The organism is Pseudomonas sp. GW821-FHT01D09 (assembly GCF_059422465.1).
In genome coordinates, this window is sequence record NZ_JBWKWY010000001.1 from 539,942 (window position 1) to 558,640 (window position 18,699).

Annotated in this window: 18 protein-coding genes and 1 pseudogene; 2 read left to right on the forward strand and 17 right to left on the reverse strand. The window is 62.0% G+C overall.

Annotated features, from left to right (window positions below):
* Window positions 1-14: 14 nt before the first annotated feature.
* Window positions 15-1,574, reverse strand: a complete 1,560-nt coding sequence (gene glgA, locus AC07W7_RS02440) for a glycogen synthase GlgA (RefSeq protein ID WP_236309592.1) — start codon at window positions 1,572-1,574, stop codon at window positions 15-17.
* A gap of 514 nt (window positions 1,575-2,088) precedes the next feature.
* Window positions 2,089-3,102, reverse strand: coding sequence for an alpha/beta fold hydrolase (locus AC07W7_RS02445; protein WP_076960984.1), 1,014 nt, complete (start codon window positions 3,100-3,102; stop codon window positions 2,089-2,091).
* Between the two features lie 77 nt (window positions 3,103-3,179).
* On the opposite strand from AC07W7_RS02445, the pseudogene AC07W7_RS02450 reads away from it, so the two are divergent.
* Window positions 3,180-3,338 (forward strand): annotated as a pseudogene (locus AC07W7_RS02450) (CopG family ribbon-helix-helix protein); the annotation flags it as partial.
* A 25-nt stretch (window positions 3,339-3,363) separates the two neighbouring features.
* Here AC07W7_RS02450 and AC07W7_RS02455 read toward each other — a convergent pair.
* The 3 genes from AC07W7_RS02455 to AC07W7_RS02465 all read right to left on the reverse strand — a co-directional run bounded on the left by AC07W7_RS02455 (window position 3,364) and on the right by AC07W7_RS02465 (window position 4,861).
* Window positions 3,364-3,795: a YqaA family protein gene (locus AC07W7_RS02455; protein ID WP_169901956.1), complete on the reverse strand. Its 432-nt coding sequence runs from the start codon at window positions 3,793-3,795 to the stop codon at window positions 3,364-3,366.
* Window positions 3,796-3,798: 3 nt separating this feature from the next.
* Window positions 3,799-4,245 carry a DUF411 domain-containing protein gene (locus tag AC07W7_RS02460; protein ID WP_076960982.1) on the reverse strand — a complete coding sequence of 149 codons (447 nt, stop codon included), beginning with the start codon at window positions 4,243-4,245 and terminating at the stop codon, window positions 3,799-3,801.
* A 166-nt stretch (window positions 4,246-4,411) separates the two neighbouring features.
* Window positions 4,412-4,861: an SRPBCC family protein gene (locus AC07W7_RS02465; RefSeq protein ID WP_495038574.1), complete on the reverse strand. Its 450-nt coding sequence runs from the start codon at window positions 4,859-4,861 to the stop codon at window positions 4,412-4,414.
* Window positions 4,862-5,091: 230 nt separating this feature from the next.
* Between AC07W7_RS02465 and AC07W7_RS02470 the strand changes: the two genes are divergently transcribed.
* Entirely contained in the window at window positions 5,092-5,517 is a 426-nt protein-coding gene (locus tag AC07W7_RS02470; RefSeq protein ID WP_495038575.1) for a hypothetical protein, read from the forward strand.
* Window positions 5,518-5,572: 55 nt separating this feature from the next.
* On the opposite strand, the gene AC07W7_RS02475 is transcribed toward AC07W7_RS02470, so the two are convergent.
* The 12 genes from AC07W7_RS02475 to arnC form a co-directional block, all read right to left on the reverse strand.
* The gene (locus AC07W7_RS02475; RefSeq protein WP_495038576.1) at window positions 5,573-6,724 is read right to left on the reverse strand and encodes an acyl-CoA dehydrogenase family protein; all 1,152 of its coding nucleotides are present in this window, start codon (window positions 6,722-6,724) and stop codon (window positions 5,573-5,575) included.
* A gap of 3 nt (window positions 6,725-6,727) precedes the next feature.
* The gene (locus AC07W7_RS02480) at window positions 6,728-7,834 is read right to left on the reverse strand and encodes an enoyl-CoA hydratase/isomerase family protein (RefSeq protein ID WP_099170671.1); all 1,107 of its coding nucleotides are present in this window, start codon (window positions 7,832-7,834) and stop codon (window positions 6,728-6,730) included.
* A gap of 159 nt (window positions 7,835-7,993) precedes the next feature.
* Complete coding sequence (locus AC07W7_RS02485) at window positions 7,994-8,698, reverse strand: HPP family protein (protein ID WP_076960977.1); 705 nt, start codon at window positions 8,696-8,698, stop codon at window positions 7,994-7,996.
* 223 nt (window positions 8,699-8,921) lie between these two features.
* The gene (locus tag AC07W7_RS02490; RefSeq protein ID WP_495038577.1) at window positions 8,922-9,149 is read right to left on the reverse strand and encodes a type VI secretion system contractile sheath small subunit; all 228 of its coding nucleotides are present in this window, start codon (window positions 9,147-9,149) and stop codon (window positions 8,922-8,924) included.
* A gap of 153 nt (window positions 9,150-9,302) precedes the next feature.
* Entirely contained in the window at window positions 9,303-10,910 is a 1,608-nt protein-coding gene (locus tag AC07W7_RS02495; protein WP_495038578.1) for a glycosyltransferase family 39 protein, read from the reverse strand.
* Window positions 10,911-10,913: 3 nt separating this feature from the next.
* Window positions 10,914-12,287 (reverse strand): UDP-glucose dehydrogenase family protein, encoded by a 1,374-nt coding sequence (locus AC07W7_RS02500; protein ID WP_099170669.1) that lies wholly within the window; start codon window positions 12,285-12,287, stop codon window positions 10,914-10,916.
* Window positions 12,284-12,688 carry a 4-amino-4-deoxy-L-arabinose-phosphoundecaprenol flippase subunit ArnF gene (gene arnF, locus AC07W7_RS02505; protein ID WP_495038579.1) on the reverse strand — a complete coding sequence of 135 codons (405 nt, stop codon included), beginning with the start codon at window positions 12,686-12,688 and terminating at the stop codon, window positions 12,284-12,286. Before arnF ends, AC07W7_RS02500 begins: the two co-directional genes overlap by 4 nt.
* On the reverse strand, window positions 12,685-13,032 hold the full coding sequence (gene arnE, locus AC07W7_RS02510; protein ID WP_495038580.1) for a 4-amino-4-deoxy-L-arabinose-phosphoundecaprenol flippase subunit ArnE: 348 nt from the start codon (window positions 13,030-13,032) through the stop codon (window positions 12,685-12,687). The genes arnF and arnE overlap by 4 nt, the downstream gene beginning before the upstream one ends.
* A complete protein-coding gene (gene arnT / locus AC07W7_RS02515; RefSeq protein WP_495038581.1) occupies window positions 13,029-14,684 on the reverse strand; it encodes a lipid IV(A) 4-amino-4-deoxy-L-arabinosyltransferase in 1,656 nt (551 codons plus the stop codon). Before arnT ends, arnE begins: the two co-directional genes overlap by 4 nt.
* Complete coding sequence (gene arnD / locus AC07W7_RS02520) at window positions 14,681-15,568, reverse strand: 4-deoxy-4-formamido-L-arabinose-phosphoundecaprenol deformylase (RefSeq protein ID WP_373562160.1); 888 nt, start codon at window positions 15,566-15,568, stop codon at window positions 14,681-14,683. Before arnD ends, arnT begins: the two co-directional genes overlap by 4 nt.
* Window positions 15,565-17,568: a bifunctional UDP-4-amino-4-deoxy-L-arabinose formyltransferase/UDP-glucuronic acid oxidase ArnA gene (gene arnA, locus AC07W7_RS02525; protein WP_076960970.1), complete on the reverse strand. Its 2,004-nt coding sequence runs from the start codon at window positions 17,566-17,568 to the stop codon at window positions 15,565-15,567. The genes arnD and arnA overlap by 4 nt, the downstream gene beginning before the upstream one ends.
* Window positions 17,565-18,599, reverse strand: a complete 1,035-nt coding sequence (gene arnC, locus AC07W7_RS02530; RefSeq protein ID WP_076960969.1) for an undecaprenyl-phosphate 4-deoxy-4-formamido-L-arabinose transferase — start codon at window positions 18,597-18,599, stop codon at window positions 17,565-17,567. Before arnC ends, arnA begins: the two co-directional genes overlap by 4 nt.
* Between the last annotated feature and the right edge of the window lie 100 nt (window positions 18,600-18,699).

Consider the following 18,699-nt stretch of genomic DNA (forward strand, 5'->3'; position numbering starts at 1 on the left):
CTATCCCAACCTCTTTAGACTTTCCCCGATTTTCCCAGTCCTTTCGCTACCAGTTGCTCGTAAAGTTCGGCATAGGGTGCAACGGCCTGGCCCCAGTTGAAGGGGGCGGCCATGGCCCGGCAGCGCATGGCGTTGAGCAGGCCGGGGAAGGCGAATACCTTGAAGGCGCGCTTGAGGGCCGCTTCATAGCTGGGCACGGTGGACTCATCGAACAGGAACCCGGTCACGCCGTCTTCGATGGTGTCGGCCAGGCCGCCGGTATTGCGCGCCACCGGCAGCGAGCCGAAGCGCTGGGCGTACATCTGGCTCAAGCCGCACGGCTCGTAGCGCGAGGGCATCAGCAAAAAGTCGCTGCCGGCGAACATGCGGCGGGCGTCGGTTTCGTTAAAGCCGATGCGCACGCCGATACGGCCGGGGAAACGCAGGGCCAGGGCGCGCATGGCCTGTTCTTCTTCCGGCTCGCCACGCCCGATGATCGCAATCTGCCCGCCATGCTCGACGATAAAACCGGCCACGGCTTCGGTCAGGTCCAGGCCTTTCTGGTACACCAGGCGCGACACCACGGCAAACAAGGGGCCAGTGGATTCATCCAGGCCGAATAGCTGGCGCACATGGCTGGCGTTGACCGCCTTGCCTTGCCAATCGCCGATATTGAAGGGGTGATCCAGGTGCGGGTCGGTGGACGATTCCCAGCTCTCATCGATGCCATTGGGGATGCCACTGAGCAGGCCTTGCTGGGTCTTGCTGGCGAGGAAACCGTCCAGGCCGCAGCCGAACTCGGGGGTGGTGATCTCCCGGGCGTAGGTGGCGCTGACCGTGGTGATATGGCTGGAATAGGCCATGCCCGCCTTGAGGAACGACATCTTGCCGTAGAACTCCATGCCTTCCTGTTGCAAGGCATGGTCGGGAATCCCCAGTTCCGGGCACGAAGCCAGGCTGACCACGCCCTGGTAGGCCAGGTTATGGATGGTAAACAGGGTGGGCGTGCGTGACCCACGCCAGTGCATATAGGCCGGGGCCAGGCCCGCCGGCCAGTCATGGGCGTGCACCAGGTCCGGGCACCAGTGGATTTGCGCGAGGTTGGCGGCAATATCGGCAGCGGCCAGGCCCAGGCGGGCGAAGCGGATATGGTTGTCGGGCCAGTCGCGACCGTTGTTGGCGCCGTAGGGCGTGCCTTCACGCTCGTACAGCTCGGGGCAGATCAGCACATAGATGACCAGGCCGTCCTTGAGGTCCATGCGCCCGATCTTGCACGGCGGCAGCGCAGCATGGCCCCCCAGTTCGCCGATGATATGGATCGGGTTGTCGCTGTCGAGCACTTGGCGGTAGCCCGGAATCAACACCCGCACATCATGCAGATGGGCCATGGCCCGGGGCAGGGCGGCGGACACATCGCCCAGGCCACCGGTTTTCACCAGGTCAGCCAGTTCCGAGGTCACAAACAGGACTTTCTTGCGATTGGGGTTTTGAGACGAGACCGGCCGCACTGTGCCGGGAAGGTCAACCAGAGTGGTTGGCCCATCGACCGGCTGACTGAAACGCTGTCCCTGAATTCCCGAAGCGGCACTGATCATCGTTATCTCCCATGTGTTGGTCAGCCGAGAGCCTGGCGCCCTCGGCGAAAGTCAACCGCGTCCTGCGGTCACGCGCACTAGCACTGCACAGACTGGCAAGGCTTATGCCAATTGCACCGAACTGATAGATAGATTGGATGGGCGGACGTCCGGCTGGTGCCGGTGGCGTGCGTCCTACCTTAAACCTGACCTGCGGCAGAGTTGGAAAGTTTCGATTTTTTGCGGGGGCTTTTATTCTGATCGATGACCCATCGTTCTTCAGTCTAGGACAGAGCCCAGGGCCTGCAAGGCTTGTAGGACAATTTAATTTGCAACACCCGTGTCTGCGGGGTTGCCTCTTGATGGGGCGTCGGGGGCGGGCTGCTCGATAGCAGTGCAGCAGGCTACTTAAAGTGATTTATCAAGATATGATTTATATATAAATCATGAAGTTAAATTATATTCATGAAGTCAAATATCAAAATTTTTTATGCAAGCACCGCCCGCCCGCCATGCCTGGATACCCTTAAGAAGCTCAGAGCGCCTGCAACCCTTGCAACAGCGCCTGATGAAAGCGCACAGGCTCTTCCATCTGTGGTGCATGGCCCAGGCCCGGGAACTCCACCAAGGTCGAGCGGGGGATCAGCTTGGCCACCTGCTTGCCCAGTTTGTCGTAGTGACCGAGCCTGGCCTTGACCTCGGGCGGTGCGTTATCGCTGCCAATGGCGGTAATGTCCGATGTCCCAATCAACAACAGGGTTGGCACCTGCAGGTCCTTGAATTCGTAGTACACCGGCTGGGTGAAGATCATGTCGTAAATCAACGCCGAGTTCCACGCCACCCGCTTATGGCCAGGCCCCTGGTTCAGGCCGACGAGCATGTCCACCCAGCGTTCGTATTCAGGCTTCCAGCGGCCATCGTAGTAGGTCTTGCGCTCGTACTCGCGCACGCCATCGGCGCTCAGTTGCAACTCGCGCGCATACCATTGGTCGACACTGCGATAGGGCACGCCCAGGGCCTTCCAGTCTTCCAGGCCGATCGGGTTGACCAGTGCCAGTTGCTCGGTCTGTTTGGGGTAGAGCAGGGCGTAGCGGGTAGCCAGCATGCCACCGGTGGAGTGGCCGACAAGGGTGGCCTTGGGAATGCCGAGCTTTTGCAGGAGCTGATGAGTGTTGATTGCCAACTGCTGGAAGCTGTACTGATAGTGCTCAGGCTTGCTGGAGGTGCAGAAGCCGATCTGATCCGGGGCGATCACCCGGTAGCCGGCCTCGCTCAGGGCCTTGATCGAGGCCTCCCAGGTCGCACCGCAGAAGTTCTTGCCATGCATCAACACCACGCTGCGGCCATTGGCGGGGCTTTTGGCGGGCACATCCATATAACCCATTTGCACGGCCTGGCCCTGGGACTGGAAGTCGAAGTGTTCGAGCGGATACGGGTATGGGAAGCCTTGCAACTGCGGGCCATAGCTTGGGTTTTGTATGGCTGCCAAGGCAGGCAGGGCGCAAGTGGCCAGCAGGCCGGTAAAGAGAAACGAGCGTGTCAGCGGCATGGGAAGGCTCCTGGGGCGATGCTCCCGGATGCTGTGGCGAGTGGATTAAGCGGGGATTAACCTGTTACAGCAAGCTACAGGCTCTGTCCGTTTGGATCGACCAGGAAGAAGAGCGTAGCCGCCTGACACGCGAAGCCTTGGATGATGTTGACGCTGGGCGCGTCATTGACCACCAAGCGGTCCAGGCCTGGGCAGATAGCCTCAGCACAGACACCCCGTTGCCGGTACCGCGCTAACTTGAAGCCCTCGCGGCTGGCGGTGTTACATCCAGTGCAGCGTGACCATTGCCACCACGGCATAACGGGCCGCCTTGGCCAGGCTGACGATCAGCACAAAACGCCACAGCGGTTCCTTCATCACCCCGGCCACCAGGGTCAGGGGGTCGCCGATGATCGGCAGCCAACTGAGCAGCAGTGACCAATGGCCCCAGCGTCGATAATGGCGGCGGGATTTTTCCAGCTGCGTGGCGCTGACGGGGAACCAGCGGCGGTCCTTGAACAGCTCGACCGAGCGCCCCAGCAACCAGTTGACCCAAGAGCCCAACACATTGCCCAGGGTCGCGATGCCGAGCAGCAACCACAGTGAGTAGCTGCCATTGAGCAGCAGCGCCACCAGCACCGCTTCCGATTGCAGGGGTAACAGTGTGGCGGCGCCAAACGCACTGAAAAACAGCCCGGCATAGCCCGCGAGCATTGCTCAGCGGGCCGGGTATTGGGCTACCACCACGTCTTTGCCTTCGCGGGTCAGGCCAATGACTTGATACGCGTCGCTCATGCCCTCGGTTTCCATCCCCGGCGAGCCCATGGGCATGCCCGGGGCCGCGATGCCCAGCAGGTCGTTGCGTTTGCGCAGGGCCAATACCTGGTCGGCAGGCACATGGCCTTCGACGAACTTGCCGTCGATCACGGCGGTATGGCACGAAGCCAGGCGCGGAACCACGCCCAGGCGCTGCTTGACCGCGCTCATATCGGCTTCGACATGGTCATTGACCTTGAACCCGTTGCTTTCCAGATGGCTGATCCATTGCTTGCAGCAGCCGCAGTTGGCGTCGCGGTGCACATCAATCGGGATCAACTCGGCCGCCTGGGCCAGGGTGGTGATGAACAGGGCGGACAGTAGAGTCAGGCGCAGGGTGGTTTTCATAGACAGGTCCCATCGGTTACGGAGTGCGCAAAGAGGGCGCATTGTCCGTGCTTTTGCGCATCAGGTGAGGTGGTTATGTTTCAAAATTATACGGGCACGCGACAAGCACGCAGCTTAGCGTCCGTAGCTGTCGGCAAACTGAGACAAAGATGACAGTTTTGTCAGCTCAAGACGCTTCCAGGCGCTGCTTGAGTTGATCCATGGCCTGATTCGACAGCTCGACCATGCGCACTTGCAAGGCCTGCAGTTGCAGTTCGGTCTCATAGCTCAGCACCCGAGTGAACAAGGTGCCGCTGCCGCGAGCCTGGAGAAAGTAGTGAATGCTGCCATCGACGGCGAGCGAGGTAAAAACGGTCTTGAACTCCCGTGGCGGCACGGCGATCTGCACCCGGTAGCTCATGGGCACGCGCACGCCCATCAGGTCGATTATCTCGGTAAAGCGCTGACCGGCGGGCAGTGAACCACGGGTGCCGGTGTCTGCGCTCAATGAGGTGGGGTGCCACTCGTGCCAGCGATCCGGCTGGGTCACGTAGTCGTAGACGGCTTCGATGGGGGCTTGGATGTAACGCTCCTGACTGATCCGCTCGGCGTGGATCCGATGATTGACGGCACTCATGGCACACCTCCTGTGTGGCGGGAACGGGCACTGGGCGCTAGTCAGAATAGTCGGCGTTACGGGCATTGCACGGGCAGGCTGCCGGGCACCACTGGCAGAAGGGCACCAACTGCGATGAAAAGCAATAAAAAACAACTTTTTAGACTGTCAGATTTGACAGTTTTTAATATTCACCACTCGTTATCTAATGGGCGCACACCCTACTAATCAGTCACTTGGATGGTGAGAATATGTATATCGATACGCGTAGAAAAAACCCAAACGACAGTGTCTGTTTAAAAGGAACAATGACGGCAAAAATAACAATAGGAGGCACTTCTGAACCGGATTTTGTGGCGGACTATGTTTGGTATGGCAACCTCCAGAATTCAGTTCACCTATACGGTGACCGAGGGGTATCACCCAATTTTACGGCTATAGAAGCGGCTTTGGAGGCTAACACTCCCACTGGCAAGTATGAGTACGATGACAAGGAGCTCCGTTCCTTGGACTATTATTCGTTGGATTCATTAAAACCCTGGCCGACAAAAAGCGGCCACATTGACGTTACGTTTTCTTCAGACAAAAAGCGTGCTCACGGAACGATGCTGATTGAGGCCGAACGGGAAAACACGAAGTTGACGGCGAATGTGAAGTTCGACATAGAAAACTTATGACCGTCTCTTATTTGCCAATGGCTCCCTTATATATAAAGGGAGCAATCCTTTCCGATCAGAGCTGATAGTGCTTCAGCTCCCGGGCAATCACCATGCGCTGGATCTCACTGGTGCCCTCATAAATCTGGGTGATCCGCGCATCCCGGTAGTAACGCTCCACCGGGTAGTCTTCGAGGTAGCCATAGCCGCCATGGATCTGCATCGCCGAAGAGCAGACCTTCTCGGCCATTTCCGACGCGAACAGCTTGGCCTGGGAGGCCTCGGACAGGCACGGCTTGCCGGCACTGCGCAAACGCGCGGCATGCAGGATCAGCAGGCGGGCGGCATTGAGGCGGGTCTGCATGTCGGCCAGCAGGTTGGCCACGCTCTGGTGCTCGATGATGGCCTTGTCGAACTGCACCCGGTCCCGGGCGTAGGCCAGGGCCGCTTCAAAGGCGGCGCGGGCGATGCCCAGGGCCTGGGCGGCGATGCCGATGCGCCCGCCTTCGAGGTTGGACAGGGCAATGGCCAGGCCCTTGCCGCGTTCGCCCAGCAGGTTGGCCTCAGGCACGCTGCATTGGCTGAGGGTCACGGCGCAGGTGTCCGAGGCGCGGATGCCCATCTTGTGTTCGGTACGGTCCACGGTAAAGCCTGGGGTGTCGGTGGGCACCAGGAACGCCGAAATGCCTTTTTTGCCCAGCTCCGGGTCGGTCACCGCAAACACGATTGCCAACTTGGCCCGCTTGCCATTGCTGACAAACTGCTTGGCACCGTTGATGACCCATTGGCCATCGCGCAGTTCGGCGCGGGTGCGCAGGTTGTGGGCTTCGGAGCCGGCCTGGGGTTCGGTCAGGCAGAAGCAGCCAATGGCCTGGCCACTGGCCAACTCGGCCAGCCAGGTCTCTTTCTGCGCGGGTGTGCCGTAGTTGAGGATCGGCCCGCAACCCACTGAATTATGGATACTCATCAGCGCGCCGACCGCACCGTCGCCCGCCGAGATTTCCTCGACAGCCAGGGCATAGGCCACGTAGTCCACATAGGTGCCACCCCATTCTTCCGGCACCACCATGCCCAATAGGCCCAATTCGCCCATCTTCGCCACCAGGCCGTCATCGATCCAGCCGGCTTTTTCCCAGGCCTGGGCATGGGGAGCGATTTCGCCATGGGCAAAGTCGCGCGCCATGTCGCGAATCATGATTTGTTCTTCTGTAAATTCAATGTCTTGCATGAGTTAGTTCCCGTTCTTCGCGAAGTCTTGGAAGAAGCTGTCGACGTGTTTTTGGTCCAATGCCGCTAACGTGGGCGGGTTCCAGCGCGGGGCTTTGTCCTTGTCGATCAATAGCGCGCGCACGCCTTCGATCAAGTCGCCGCGGGCGAACCACTGGCGGTCCAGGTGCAGCTCCAGGGCAAAACAGTCTTCCAGTGCCAGGTGGCGTCCGCGTCGCAGCATTTGCAGGGTGACGGCCATGGCCAGCGGCGAACGGGTGTGCATGAGTTGGGCGGTACTCACGGCCCATTCATGGCTGTCGGCCACGGTCACTTGCTGCAGTTGCTCGACAATGCTCGGCACATCCGGCTGGGCAAAGAAGTGGTCGATGGCCGGGCGCAGGGCCGCCAGCGGCGCATCCGGCAATTGTTGCAGCGCAAGCTTGGCCAGCAGGCCTTGCAGGTCTTTGAGCGGCGAGTCGTGCCATTGCAGGTGGTCGAGCTTCTGGTCCAGTTCGGCCAGCCTGGCGCTGTCGAGATACCAGTCGGCCAGGCCGCAATACAAGGCGTCGGCGGCGCGGATCTGCACCCCGGTCACCCCCAGGTAAATCCCCAGTTCGCCGGGAATGCGCGGCAGGAAGTAGCTGCCCCCCACGTCCGGGAAATAACCGATGGCCACTTCCGGCATGGCCAGGCGGCTGCGCTCGGTGACTACCCGCAGGTCGGCACCCTGGACCAGGCCCATGCCGCCGCCCAGGACAAAGCCGTCCATCAGGGCGAGGATCGGCTTGCGGTAGTGATGGATGGCCAGGTCGAGGGCGTACTCCTCGACGAAGAAGTCTTCGTGCAGCGTGTCGCCGCGCTTGAAGCTGTCGTACAGCGAGCGGATATCGCCACCGGCGCAGAAGGCCTTTTCACCGGCGCCGCGCAACACCACGGCGTGCACCTGCGGCTCATCGGCCCAGGCGCGCAGGTGCGCCGAGAGGCTGCGGACCATATCCAGGGTGATGGCGTTGAGGCCGGCGGGGCGGTTGAGGGTCAGGTGGCCGATGTGGTTGCGTACTTCGGCCAGGACGCTGTCCTGGGAGGACTCGGTGCTGCATGTCGCCTGGGACTGAGCCTGAGCGGTCATCTGTAACTCCCTGCTTTTATTGTTCTTTATCAAAATGATTCGGGGGCGAACCCTCGCTCGATCGTACCAGTGCAAATTTGCCCAGTACAACCTGGAATCCTGCAGGTCATCTTTGCATTTATGCAGCAGGTCATGGATAAAAAACCAGGGTGTGTACGCCTAGACCCGACTGGCCAGCACCTGGCCAATACTGCGGCGGCGGGCATGGTCTTCGGCGATATGGATCAGCTCTTCCAGTTCGCTGGGGGTGACATCGAAAAACTGCTCCATTTGCGCCAACGCCTGCTCCAGGTCCACGGCGGTGATTTTTGCGTCCACCTCCTGGGGCCGCAACGGCACCATCAGCGGCGCCTCGCTGGGGCCCTTGGGGTAACGGGTGCGGGTCAGGTTGTTGTAGGCCAGGGCCGAGAGCAGCAAAGTACCAGCGCCGAGCATTACCGGCCCGACTTCCTGCCAGCCCAGGGCGATGGTTGCCGGGTCCGCGAGGACCAGGGTCATGGCCAGGCCACCCGAGGGCGGATGCAGGCAACGCAGCCAACACATCAGGATCACCGCCAGGCCCGCCGCAAGGCAGGCGCTGCCCAGGGTGCGTCCCAGGACACGGACCACCAGCAAAGCCACCACACTGGCACACAGGTAGCTGCCGACGATCGACCATGGCTGGGCGAGGGCACCCGATGACACCGCAAACAACAGCACGGCGGAAGCCCCCAGCGGGCCCAACAGGTGCATGGCCACTTCCAGGCCAAATACCTGGGCGCAGAGCCATACGGTCAACAGGGTGCCCAGGGCCATGCCGATGGCGGCACGGCTCCATTCGGCGGGACGGGTATTGATAGTAGCGGGTAACCAGCGAGCGAGCATTGCGGGGCAATCCAATCTAAATATAAGGAGGGGGGTAAGAAGAGGGGGCCAGACAAGGGCCCACCCAGTGGCGAGCGGGCATCAGGCAAAAAGAAGGGCTTTGCGGTTTCCCGTAAAGCCCTTCAAAAGTTCCCACATCAGGGGGAGGAACCGGCGCAGTGTGCCGATCAAACAAAACGGCCGCCAATGCATATTAATGCAGGTTAAGTGCAGTAATTTTGCATCAATACGGCTCCCGCCCCGGGCTGACCTTGCCCAGCACCCGGTCGTGGTTCTCTGCGTTGATCAGTAGCTTGTGTACGCTTTCCCGCAGGTGCGGGTTGTTGGCCAGCGGCCCCTTGAGCGCCACGAGGGCGTCGCGCAGCTCCATCAGCCGGTCGAGGGTGACCGGGATATAGCCGACATGTACAGGCTCGATGGCAGCGGCAACAGGCGATAGCTCGTCAGGCACGGCAGCGGTCCTCTGAGGCGTCTTGTGAACGCATGGCGGTAACTATGTAGCGCAGATGTAAAATGAGTTTACCGTCGGGGTCATGGGGCCGGTAGGGGAGTCGCTACCGGCATTTACGGATACAAACGTAGGAGCTTTCTTGATAGTGCCCACTCAGGGCGCCACTTTGTCCAAGCGCAGCAGCACATAGGTGTTTTTATCGAAGGACCCCGTAAGGACCGGCGTCAATCCGCGCCAGCGCGGCGCGTCGAGGCGCTCGAAGTCGGCCTTGTCCATCACCAGCCACGCCGGCGCCGGCAGCGCTGCCAGGTCGGCCGGCGCCTGGGTGAACAGCGGCACCCGGTCACACGTCACGTTGACCATGAACTTGATGGCCTTGGCATCTTTACCCAGGCCATGCAACACCAGCGGCGCCGGGTGCTGCTGGATCAGCGCATGGGCCTCGCGACTAAAGGTGCGGGTATCGTACAGGCGGCGCTCCAGGGGTTCGACCACCAGGATATAGACGCCCCACACCGCCAGCACCGCGCAAAACGCCGGGCCTACAGGGCGCCAGCGCCACTTGAGGAGGAGCCCGGCGCTGAGGACCTGCAAGCCGATCAGCAAGCCCAGCACACCCTGGAAGTGCTCCAACTGCGCCCCAAAACGCTGGCGAGCGACCAGCAGCGCCCCGATCAACAGGCCCGGTGTCAGCGCCCACACCCCCAGCATCAAGCCCCGCAGCCCTTGGAACAGGCGCCCATCGGCCCGCTGGAACGGGTACGCGGCGATGATCGCCATCATGGGCAACATCGGCAACACATAGCGCGCTTTCTTCGCTTCGGGGATCGACAGGCCCACCATCACCATCAACCCTGCGGCCATGCAACCGAGCAACAACGGCCAGCCGCTCTGCTCAGTGCGCCGGCCACTGAGCAGCAGCGCAAGCAGGGTCAGCAGGGCCAACGGGTACGCCAGGGCATAATTGCCCAGGGAGCTGGTGAAGTAATACCACCCGCTGCTGGACCCTTCGCGGCCGTCCAGGCGCCCGAGGAACTGCATGCGGATCACGTCTTGCATAAAGGTTTCGCCACCACTGAGCTTGGCCAGCAGCAACAGCAGGCCGACGCAGGCCCCCAGTAACGCCAGGGCCAGCAGGCCGACGCTGAACAACCGGCGCCACTGGCGGTTGAGCAGGTAATAGCTGCACAGCACCCCCGTGGGGATCACCAGGCCGATGGGGCCACGAATCGCAAAGCCGAGCAATAACAGGAGCAATAGCCAGGGCAGGCGCCGCGCGCTGGCGAAATGATCGTGGGCATAGCCCAGGTAAAAGACGCCCAGGGTCACCGCCGCCAGCATCTGGTCCAGGGACACCGCGCGGGCTTCGCTGATAAACGTGCTGCTGAGCAACAACAACGCGATGCTCAGCAGCGCCCAGCGCTGGGAGTAAGGCGCGGTCAGGCGGTAGACCAGCACGACAATGAACGCCGATGCAACGGCGGTCGGCAGCCAGGCACTGAGGCTGGTGACGCGCCCCAGGGGCAGCGATAGCAGCCAGGTCAGCAGGGTCGAGGTCGACAGGTAATCGGCATACGGCTGGCCATAGGTGGTGGGGAAAAACCCCGGGCCGTGGCGCAGCATCTCCTGGGCAAACAGCACAAAACGCGAGTCGAAACCAATGATCGCCTGGTCCCAGTTGCCGGCGATAAACAGCAACAGCGCCAGCAGGCCGAGGCCCCAGGACTGGCGACGCAGGGCAGGGTCGAGCCTCTTGTCCACGCCTCAGGCCTCCAGCAACCGTGGCACCCACTGTTGTTGGGGGATCGGTAAGTCACAGGACTGCCCACGCCCCATCGGGAAGTAATCGAAGCCCTTGCGCGCCAGGCGCTCGGCGTCATACAGGTTGCGCCCGTCAAAGATCACCGGCGCCTTGAGCCGCGCGTGCAGCAGGTCGAAGTCCGGGGCCTTGAATTGCTGCCACTCGGTGCAGATGATCAAGGCATCGGCGCCGCCCAGGGTCGATTCCGGGGTGCCCATCAGCATCAGGCGCGGATCATCGCCGTACAGTTTCTGGGTTTCCTGCATGGCCTCGGGATCGAAGGCCCGCACGTTGGCCCCGGCGGCCCACAGCGACTCCATCAGCACCCGGCTGGGCGCATCGCGCATGTCGTCGGTGTTGGGCTTGAACGCCAGGCCCCACAAGGCGAAGGTCTTGCCGCGCAGTTCGCCTTTGTAGAACGCCCGGATCCGCTCGAACAGTTTACTTTTTTGGCGCTGGTTGATGGCTTCCACCGCTTCGAGCAGGTCACTGGAGCAGTTGGCCTGCTGGGCGCTGTGGATCAAGGCGCGCATATCCTTGGGGAAGCACGAGCCGCCGTAGCCGCAGCCCGGGTAGATAAAGTGGTAGCCAATCCGCGAATCGGCACCGATGCCCAGGCGCACCGACTCGATATCGGCCCCCAGGTGCTCGGCCAGTTCGGCGATCTGGTTGATAAAGCTGATCTTGGTGGCCAGCATGCAGTTGGCGGCGTACTTGGTCAGCTCGGCGCTGCGCACATCCATAAAGATGATGCGGTCGTGGTTGCGGTTGAACGGCGCGTACAGGTCACGCATCACCTCGCGCACTTCTTCGCGCTCGCAGCCGATGATGATCCGGTCGGGGCGCCGGCAGTCAGCCACGGCGGAGCCTTCCTTGAGAAATTCCGGGTTGGAGACGATATCGAACACCAGGCTGCGCCCAGCCAGGGCCTTGTCGATATGGGCCCGCAGGGTGTCGCCGGTGCCCACCGGGACCGTGGATTTTTCCACCAGGATCACCGGTTCGACGCGGTGGCGGGCCACCGCATCGCCCACCGACAGCACGTATTTCAAGTCTGCCGAGCCGTCTTCGTCCGACGGTGTACCGACCGCGATAAACAGCACTTCGCCATGCTCGACCGCGAGTTTTTCCTGGCTGGTGAAGGTCAGCCGGCCGTTCTCCAGGTTTTCCCGCACCAGGCTGGCCAGCCCCGGCTCGAAAATACTCACATGGCCCTGTTGCAACAGGCGCACCTTGTTTTCGTCAACGTCCATGCAGATCACATCGTGACCGACTTCGGCCAATACGGTGGCCTGTACCAGGCCAACGTAACCACTACCAAATACGCTGATTTTCATGGGGTATTCCTGGGGCTTATAGGGCCGATACGACGGGAGTTGATGGTCAGGACGCCAAGGATGACCAGGGCCACCCCCAAGGTCCGCGACAGGGAAAAGGGTTCGTTGAAGCCCGGCAGGCTGGCCGCCAGCAGGTACACCAGGACGTAGCTGATACTCAGCAACGAATAGGCGCGGCCCAAGGGCAGGTGCTGCAATGCGCCGAGCCAGCAGAGCATCGACAGGGCGTAGGCCACGATGGCCAGGCCCACCACGCTCAGCGCCAGGGGATCAACCAGCGGAGCGTTGAGCCACTCGGCCGGCAAGGGCAGGCGTGTCATGCTCCAGCGCATGCCCAACTGGGCCGCACTGACCAGCGCCACGCTGGATAATGCCAGGGTGAAACCGCGTAACCGGCTCATACCTGGCCTCCCAGCAGCAGCACGCCGCCCATCACCAGGGCCACGCCGATCCAGTGGCGGCGATCCACCGGCTCATGGAACACAAAGCGCGCCACCAGGGTGATCAATACAAAATTCAAGCTGAGCATCGGGTAGGCAATCCCCACCTCCAGGCGTTGCAGCACCAACAGCCACACCAGCAGGCCCAGGCCCAGGCACAGCAGCGCCAGCCACAGCCACGGCGAGCGCAGTTTCAAGGCCCAGCCCGCCGGCTGCCCACGCCAGCCTTCCACGGCATACTTTTGCGCGATCTGGCCCATGCAGGTCAGCAGGCACGCGGCCAGGAGCAGCAGCAGGGTGATCAAGGCGCCACCTGTGGGAACACCAGGATCACCATGTTGCCTTGCTCATAGCGCTGGCCGTCCTTGGGCAATAACTCGACTTCGCGCACTTCGCTCTCGCCCTTGACCCGCATCACCACGCCCACCGAGCCCTGTTTACGGGCCTCGGTCATCCATTGCTGGACTTGTGTGGTGTCGACCCGGCGCGCAGCGCTGTCGGGGTAGGCAAGGCCGTATTTGACTTCGCCCTGGGTGTCGTACAGCGTCACGTCCGGGCGCTTGAGCCGCCACGCCAGGGCCGAGGCCGCGCCCAGGTCGTTACTCAGCAAACGCTGGGTGCCGGCCAGTGCTTGGGCGTGGTCGGCAATGAAGCGGTCCGGGGTCTTGTTATAAACCACCGAATGCGGCAACGCTGCCGGCACCAGGGCCACCAGCAACCAACTGCCCACGGCGGGCGCCGCCCACAGGCGCAGCGGGCGGGCGGCCTGCAACAGGTTGGCGATGATCCAGCCCAGCAACACGATAAACACCAGCACCAGGCTCGACAGCTCCTGCTGCGGGGTATAAACCGGCTTCTTCAATTGGAAATACACGATGGCCAGCAGGCCCACTACCCCGAGGATCAGGTTGAGCCAGCCGTTGACCTGCAACACCCGGCCACGGGCCTGGGCCAGCTTGTCGGCCAGGGTATGGCCCATCAGCAATGCCAAAGGCAGCAGGCACGGCAGGATATAAGCCGGCAGCTTGCCCTTGCTCAAGCTGAAAAACGCCAGGGGCATCAACAGCCACAACACCAGGAAGCCGGTCTTGTGCGTGCGTTTTTCCTGCCACGCCTGCTTCAGAGTGGAGGGCAGCAGGGCCAGCCACGGCAAGCTGAAGGCGGCCAGCAAGGGCAGGTAGTACCACCAGGCCTCTTCATGCTGGGCATCCTCACCGGCAAACCGCTGGATGTGTTCGTGCCAGAAGAAGAAGTTCCAGTAGTCCGGTTCCTGGGCATGCACCATCAGCGCCCAGGGCAGGCTGACCACAATCGCCACGGCCACCGCCACCAGGCCATGGCTCAGCAGTTCGCCAAAGCGCTTTTGCCAGACCATGTAGGGCAGGGCGATCAACACCGGCAGCAGCCACGCCAGAAAGCCCTTGGTCATGAACCCCATGGCGCAGGCAAACCCCAGCAAGGCCCAGGCGCCCAGGCGGGCGCGCCGGCTGTGGCTGTCGATACACAGCCACAAGGCCACCCCCGTCAGGTTCATCCAAAAGCTGAACTGCGGATCGAGGTTGGCGTAGCCGCCGGACATCGCCACGCTGACAAAACTCATGTACAGCACGGCGCTGACCAGGCTCTTGCGTGGGTCGTTCCACAGGCGCTGGGCCATGAAGTACACCAACAGGATGCTCAAGCCCGTGGCCAGCGCAGAGGCCACGCGCACGCCAAACAGGTTCTGCCCGAACAGGGCCTGGCCCAGGGCGATCATCCAGTAGCCGGCCGCCGGTTTTTCAAAATAACGGATGCCCATAAAGTGCGGCGACGCCCATTTGCCGGTCAGCAGCATTTCCTGGCTGATCTGCGCGTAGCGGGTTTCGTCCGGGATCCATAGGCCATGGGTGACCATCGGCAGCAGGTAACACAGGCCGAAGACCAACAGGAGCAGGGGCAGGGCCCAACGTCGGATCATGCCTTTTGCACTCCCAGCCAGCCTTCGCGGCCGTCGAGTACGCCGCGTGTCAGATGCGCCAGAGGCAGGCTCGCCGGGTCGGCCGGCAGCAAGTCGCCCAAGGGCTGGAATTGGATGCCGCGCTGCCCGGCCTGGGCAAGCAACTGGCGAAATTCATTGGCCATCAGAATCCCTTCTACTTCTGCGTGGATCGTATAGACGTTGAGTGTCGATTCGGTGAACCGATCAAGAATGAAGCCGTTGAAGTCCTTGGCCGCGACCTGTGGCCCGACCACTTCGTCGAAGGTCGGCAGGTCCACCGGGATCTGCGGCGTGCCGGCGCGGCCATCGGCGAGGAGCGGGCGGAACAGGCCGCTGCCGCGACAATCGCTGTTGTAGCGCAAGCCAAAGCCTTGCTTGGCCTGCACCACACGCTCATCGGCCCGCCAGCCGGCGGCGGCGGAACATTGCACCGGGGCGCCGAGGATATCGCCCAGGGTGTCGAGCCCACGGCGTACCTGCTCCACCAACTGCGCCTCGCTCCAGCGCCCGGCATTGGCCTGCCAGCCATGGTGATCCCAGGCATGCAGGCCCACTTCGTGCCCGGCCGCCCTGGCCTGGCGCATCAGGTGCCCCAGGTCGCGACCAATCGGCTTGCCCGGCCAGGCAGTGCCGGCCAGCAGGATGTCCCAGCCATACAGCCCGGCCGCGTTGGAGCGCAGCATCTTCCACAGGAACTGCGGGCGGATCAGGCGCCACAAATGCCGGCCCATATTGTCCGGGCCGACACTGAAGAAGAACGTCGCCTTGATGCCGGCCTCATCCAGCAACTCCAGCAACCGTGGCACCCCATCACGGGTGCCGCGGTAGGTGTCGACGTCGATGCGCAAACCTGCCTTCATTATTTGCCCGCTTCGCGGGTCTGGGCGACTTCCAGCATCGCTTCACGCAGGAAGAAGTCCAGGGTGTTGCCGATGGTCTCGCTCATGGCCACGCTCGGTGCCCAGTTCAGCAGGCGCTTGGCGTTGGCAATGCTCGGTTTGCGGTGCGCCACATCCTGATAACCGGCGCCGTAGAAGGCCTTGCTTTCCACTTCGCGAAAGCCGGCGAACGGTGGGAAGTTGCCACGCAGCGGATGGGCCTCGAACTGGCGCAGCAGCTCTTCACCCAACTGGCGGATGCTGGCTTCGTTGTCCGGGTTGCCAATGTTGATGATCTGGCCGTTGCACGCGTCGTTATCGTTGTCGATGATCCGCGCCAAGGCTTCGATGCCGTCGGCAATGTCGGTGAAGCAGCGTTTCTGCTCGCCGCCGTCAAACAGGCGGATTGGCGTGCCTTCCACCAGGTTGAGGATCAACTGGGTAATGGCGCGGGAGCTGCCGATACGCGCCGAGTCCAGGCGGTCGAGGCGCGGGCCCATCCAGTTGAACGGGCGGAACAGGGTGAAATTCAGGCCCTTGGCACCGTAGGCCCAGATCACCCGGTCCAGCAGTTGCTTGGAGACCGAGTAGATCCAGCGCTGCTTGTTGATCGGGCCGACCACCAGGTTGGAGGTGTCTTCGTCGAAGTTCTGGTCCTGGCACATGCCATACACTTCAGAAGTCGAGGGGAAGATCACGCGCTTGTTGTACTTGACGCAATAGCGCACCAACTTGAGGTTTTCTTCAAAGTCCAACTCGAACACGCGCAACGGGTTGCGGGTGTATTCGATGGGCGTGGCAATGGCCACCAGCGGCAGGACCACGTCGCATTTCTTGATGTGGTACTCGATCCACTCGGAGTGAATGCTGATATCGCCTTCCACATAATGGAAGTTGGGGTGGCTGCGCAGGCGCTCGATGGCGTCGGAGCCGATATCCAGACCATAGACCTCGTAGCGATCGTCACGCAGCAGGCGCTCGGACAGGTGGTTGCCGATAAAGCCGTTGACCCCCAGGATCAACACCCGGGTGCGCCGTGGTTTAGCGCCCGACTCGGCGCCGCGCAGGATCGAGCCATCCACCAGGCCCAGTTCATCAGCCAGGGCCGGGCCGGTCAGGTACAGGCCGTGGTCATTGCGCTGGCCGAAGTGGATGACCAGGGAGTCTTCACCGCAGGCAATGCGCAGTGGGTTGACGCTGATCACGCGCCCCGGCGCCTGGCCTTCATTGCCCTTAAGCACTTCGGCTTGCCACACGATCAACTTGTGCTCGCCCACCGCACAGAACGCGCCGGGGTACGGCTGGGTCACGGCACGTACCAGGTTGAACAGCGTTTCTGCGGGTTTGCTCCACACAAGCTTGCCGTCCGCCGGGGTGCGGCGGCCAAAGCAGCTGGCCTGGCTTTCGTCCTGGGCGGTTTCGCGCAATTTGCCCTGGGCCAGTTGCGGCAGCGCGTCACGCAGCAACTGGGTGGCGGCCTCGCGCAGTTTGGCGTGGAGTGTCAGGCCGGTGTCGCTGCGTTCGATCATGACTGTTTGCTGGGCGAGAATCGCACCGGCGTCGGCACGCTTGACCATGCGGTGCAAGGTCACGCCGGTTTCGGTTTCGCCGTTGACCAGCACCCAGTTGGCCGGGGCGCGGCCACGGTATTTGGGCAGCAGCGAACCATGCAGGTTGAACCCGCCCTGGCGTGCGGTGGCCAGCAGCGCCTCGCCCAGCAGGTTGCGGTAGTAGAACGAAAAGATGAAGTCCGGGTTCAGCTTGGCCACACGCTCGACCCACAGCGGGTGGTTGGCGTCTTCCGGGGCATGCACCGGGATGCCACGGCGTGCGCACAACTGGGCGACGGAGCCGTAGAAGGTGTTTTCCTTGGGATCATCGGCATGGGTGAACACGGCAGCAATTTCGTAACCCGAATTGAGCAGGGCTTCGATGCCTGCACAGCCAATATCGTGGTAAGCGAAGACAACAGCTTTTGAACTCATGACTGAACCTGACTGGAAGAGGAAGGGGAAGACTGGGAGGAGGGCAGGCCATCGACGATGACTGTCGGGGCCGGCGTGGTGGGCGCGTTGCGCAACACCTTTTCAATAAAGAAGCGTGGGCGGGCGCGCACATCGCTGTACATGCGGCCCAGGTATTCGCCCAACAGGCCCATGCCGATGAACTGGCCACCGGTAAACACAAACAGCACGGCGAACAGCACGAACAGGCCATCGCCGGCCCAATCGGCACCGAAGGCCAGGCGCATGATGATCAGGGAAAACGCAAACAGCATGCCCAGGGCCGCCAGGCTGAAGCCGACAATGGACAACAGGCGCAAGGGCGTGGTGGTCATGCAGGTCAGCAGGTCGAACATCAGGCTGATCAGGCGCATGGCGCTGTATTTGGACTCGCCATGTTCGCGCTCGGCGTGGTGCACCAGGATCTCGGTGGTATGGCGCGCAAAGCCGTTGGCCAGGATCGGGATAAAGGTGCTGCGTTCACGGCAGGCCAGCATGGCATCGACGATGGTGCGTCGGTAGGCGCGCAGCATGCAGCCATAGTCGGTCATGGCCACGCCGGTGGAACGCTGCACCGCCAGGTTGATCAGGCGCGAAGGCCAGCGGCGAAAGGCCGAATCCTGGCGGTTGTTGCGCACGGTGGCGACCACGTCGTAGCCCAGGGCCGCTTGCTCGACCAGGCGCGGAATCTCTTCCGGTGGGTTTTGCAGGTCGGCATCGAGGGTAATCACCACCTCGCCCCGGCATTGCTCGAAACCGGCCATGATTGCCGCGTGCTGGCCGTAGTTGCGGTTGAGGATCACCGCCACCACATGGCTGCCGGGCTCGCCTGCCGCGTCTTCCAGCAGTTGGGCGGAGGTGTCGCGGCTGCCGTCGTCCACCAGGATGATTTCATACTCATAGGCCAACTGCGCGCACGCAGCCCGGGTACGGCGCAGCAGTTCGGGCAGGCTCTGTTCTTCGTTGTACACCGGGATAACGATCGACACGCAATGAATAGGGTAGGGTTTCAAAGATTCATGACCTCGGGTTAGAGCAACTTTGAGCGTAGAGATGACAACCAACAATGGATGAAAGTGCAGGCAACTCATTAAAAAGAGCAGCTTGCAGAGC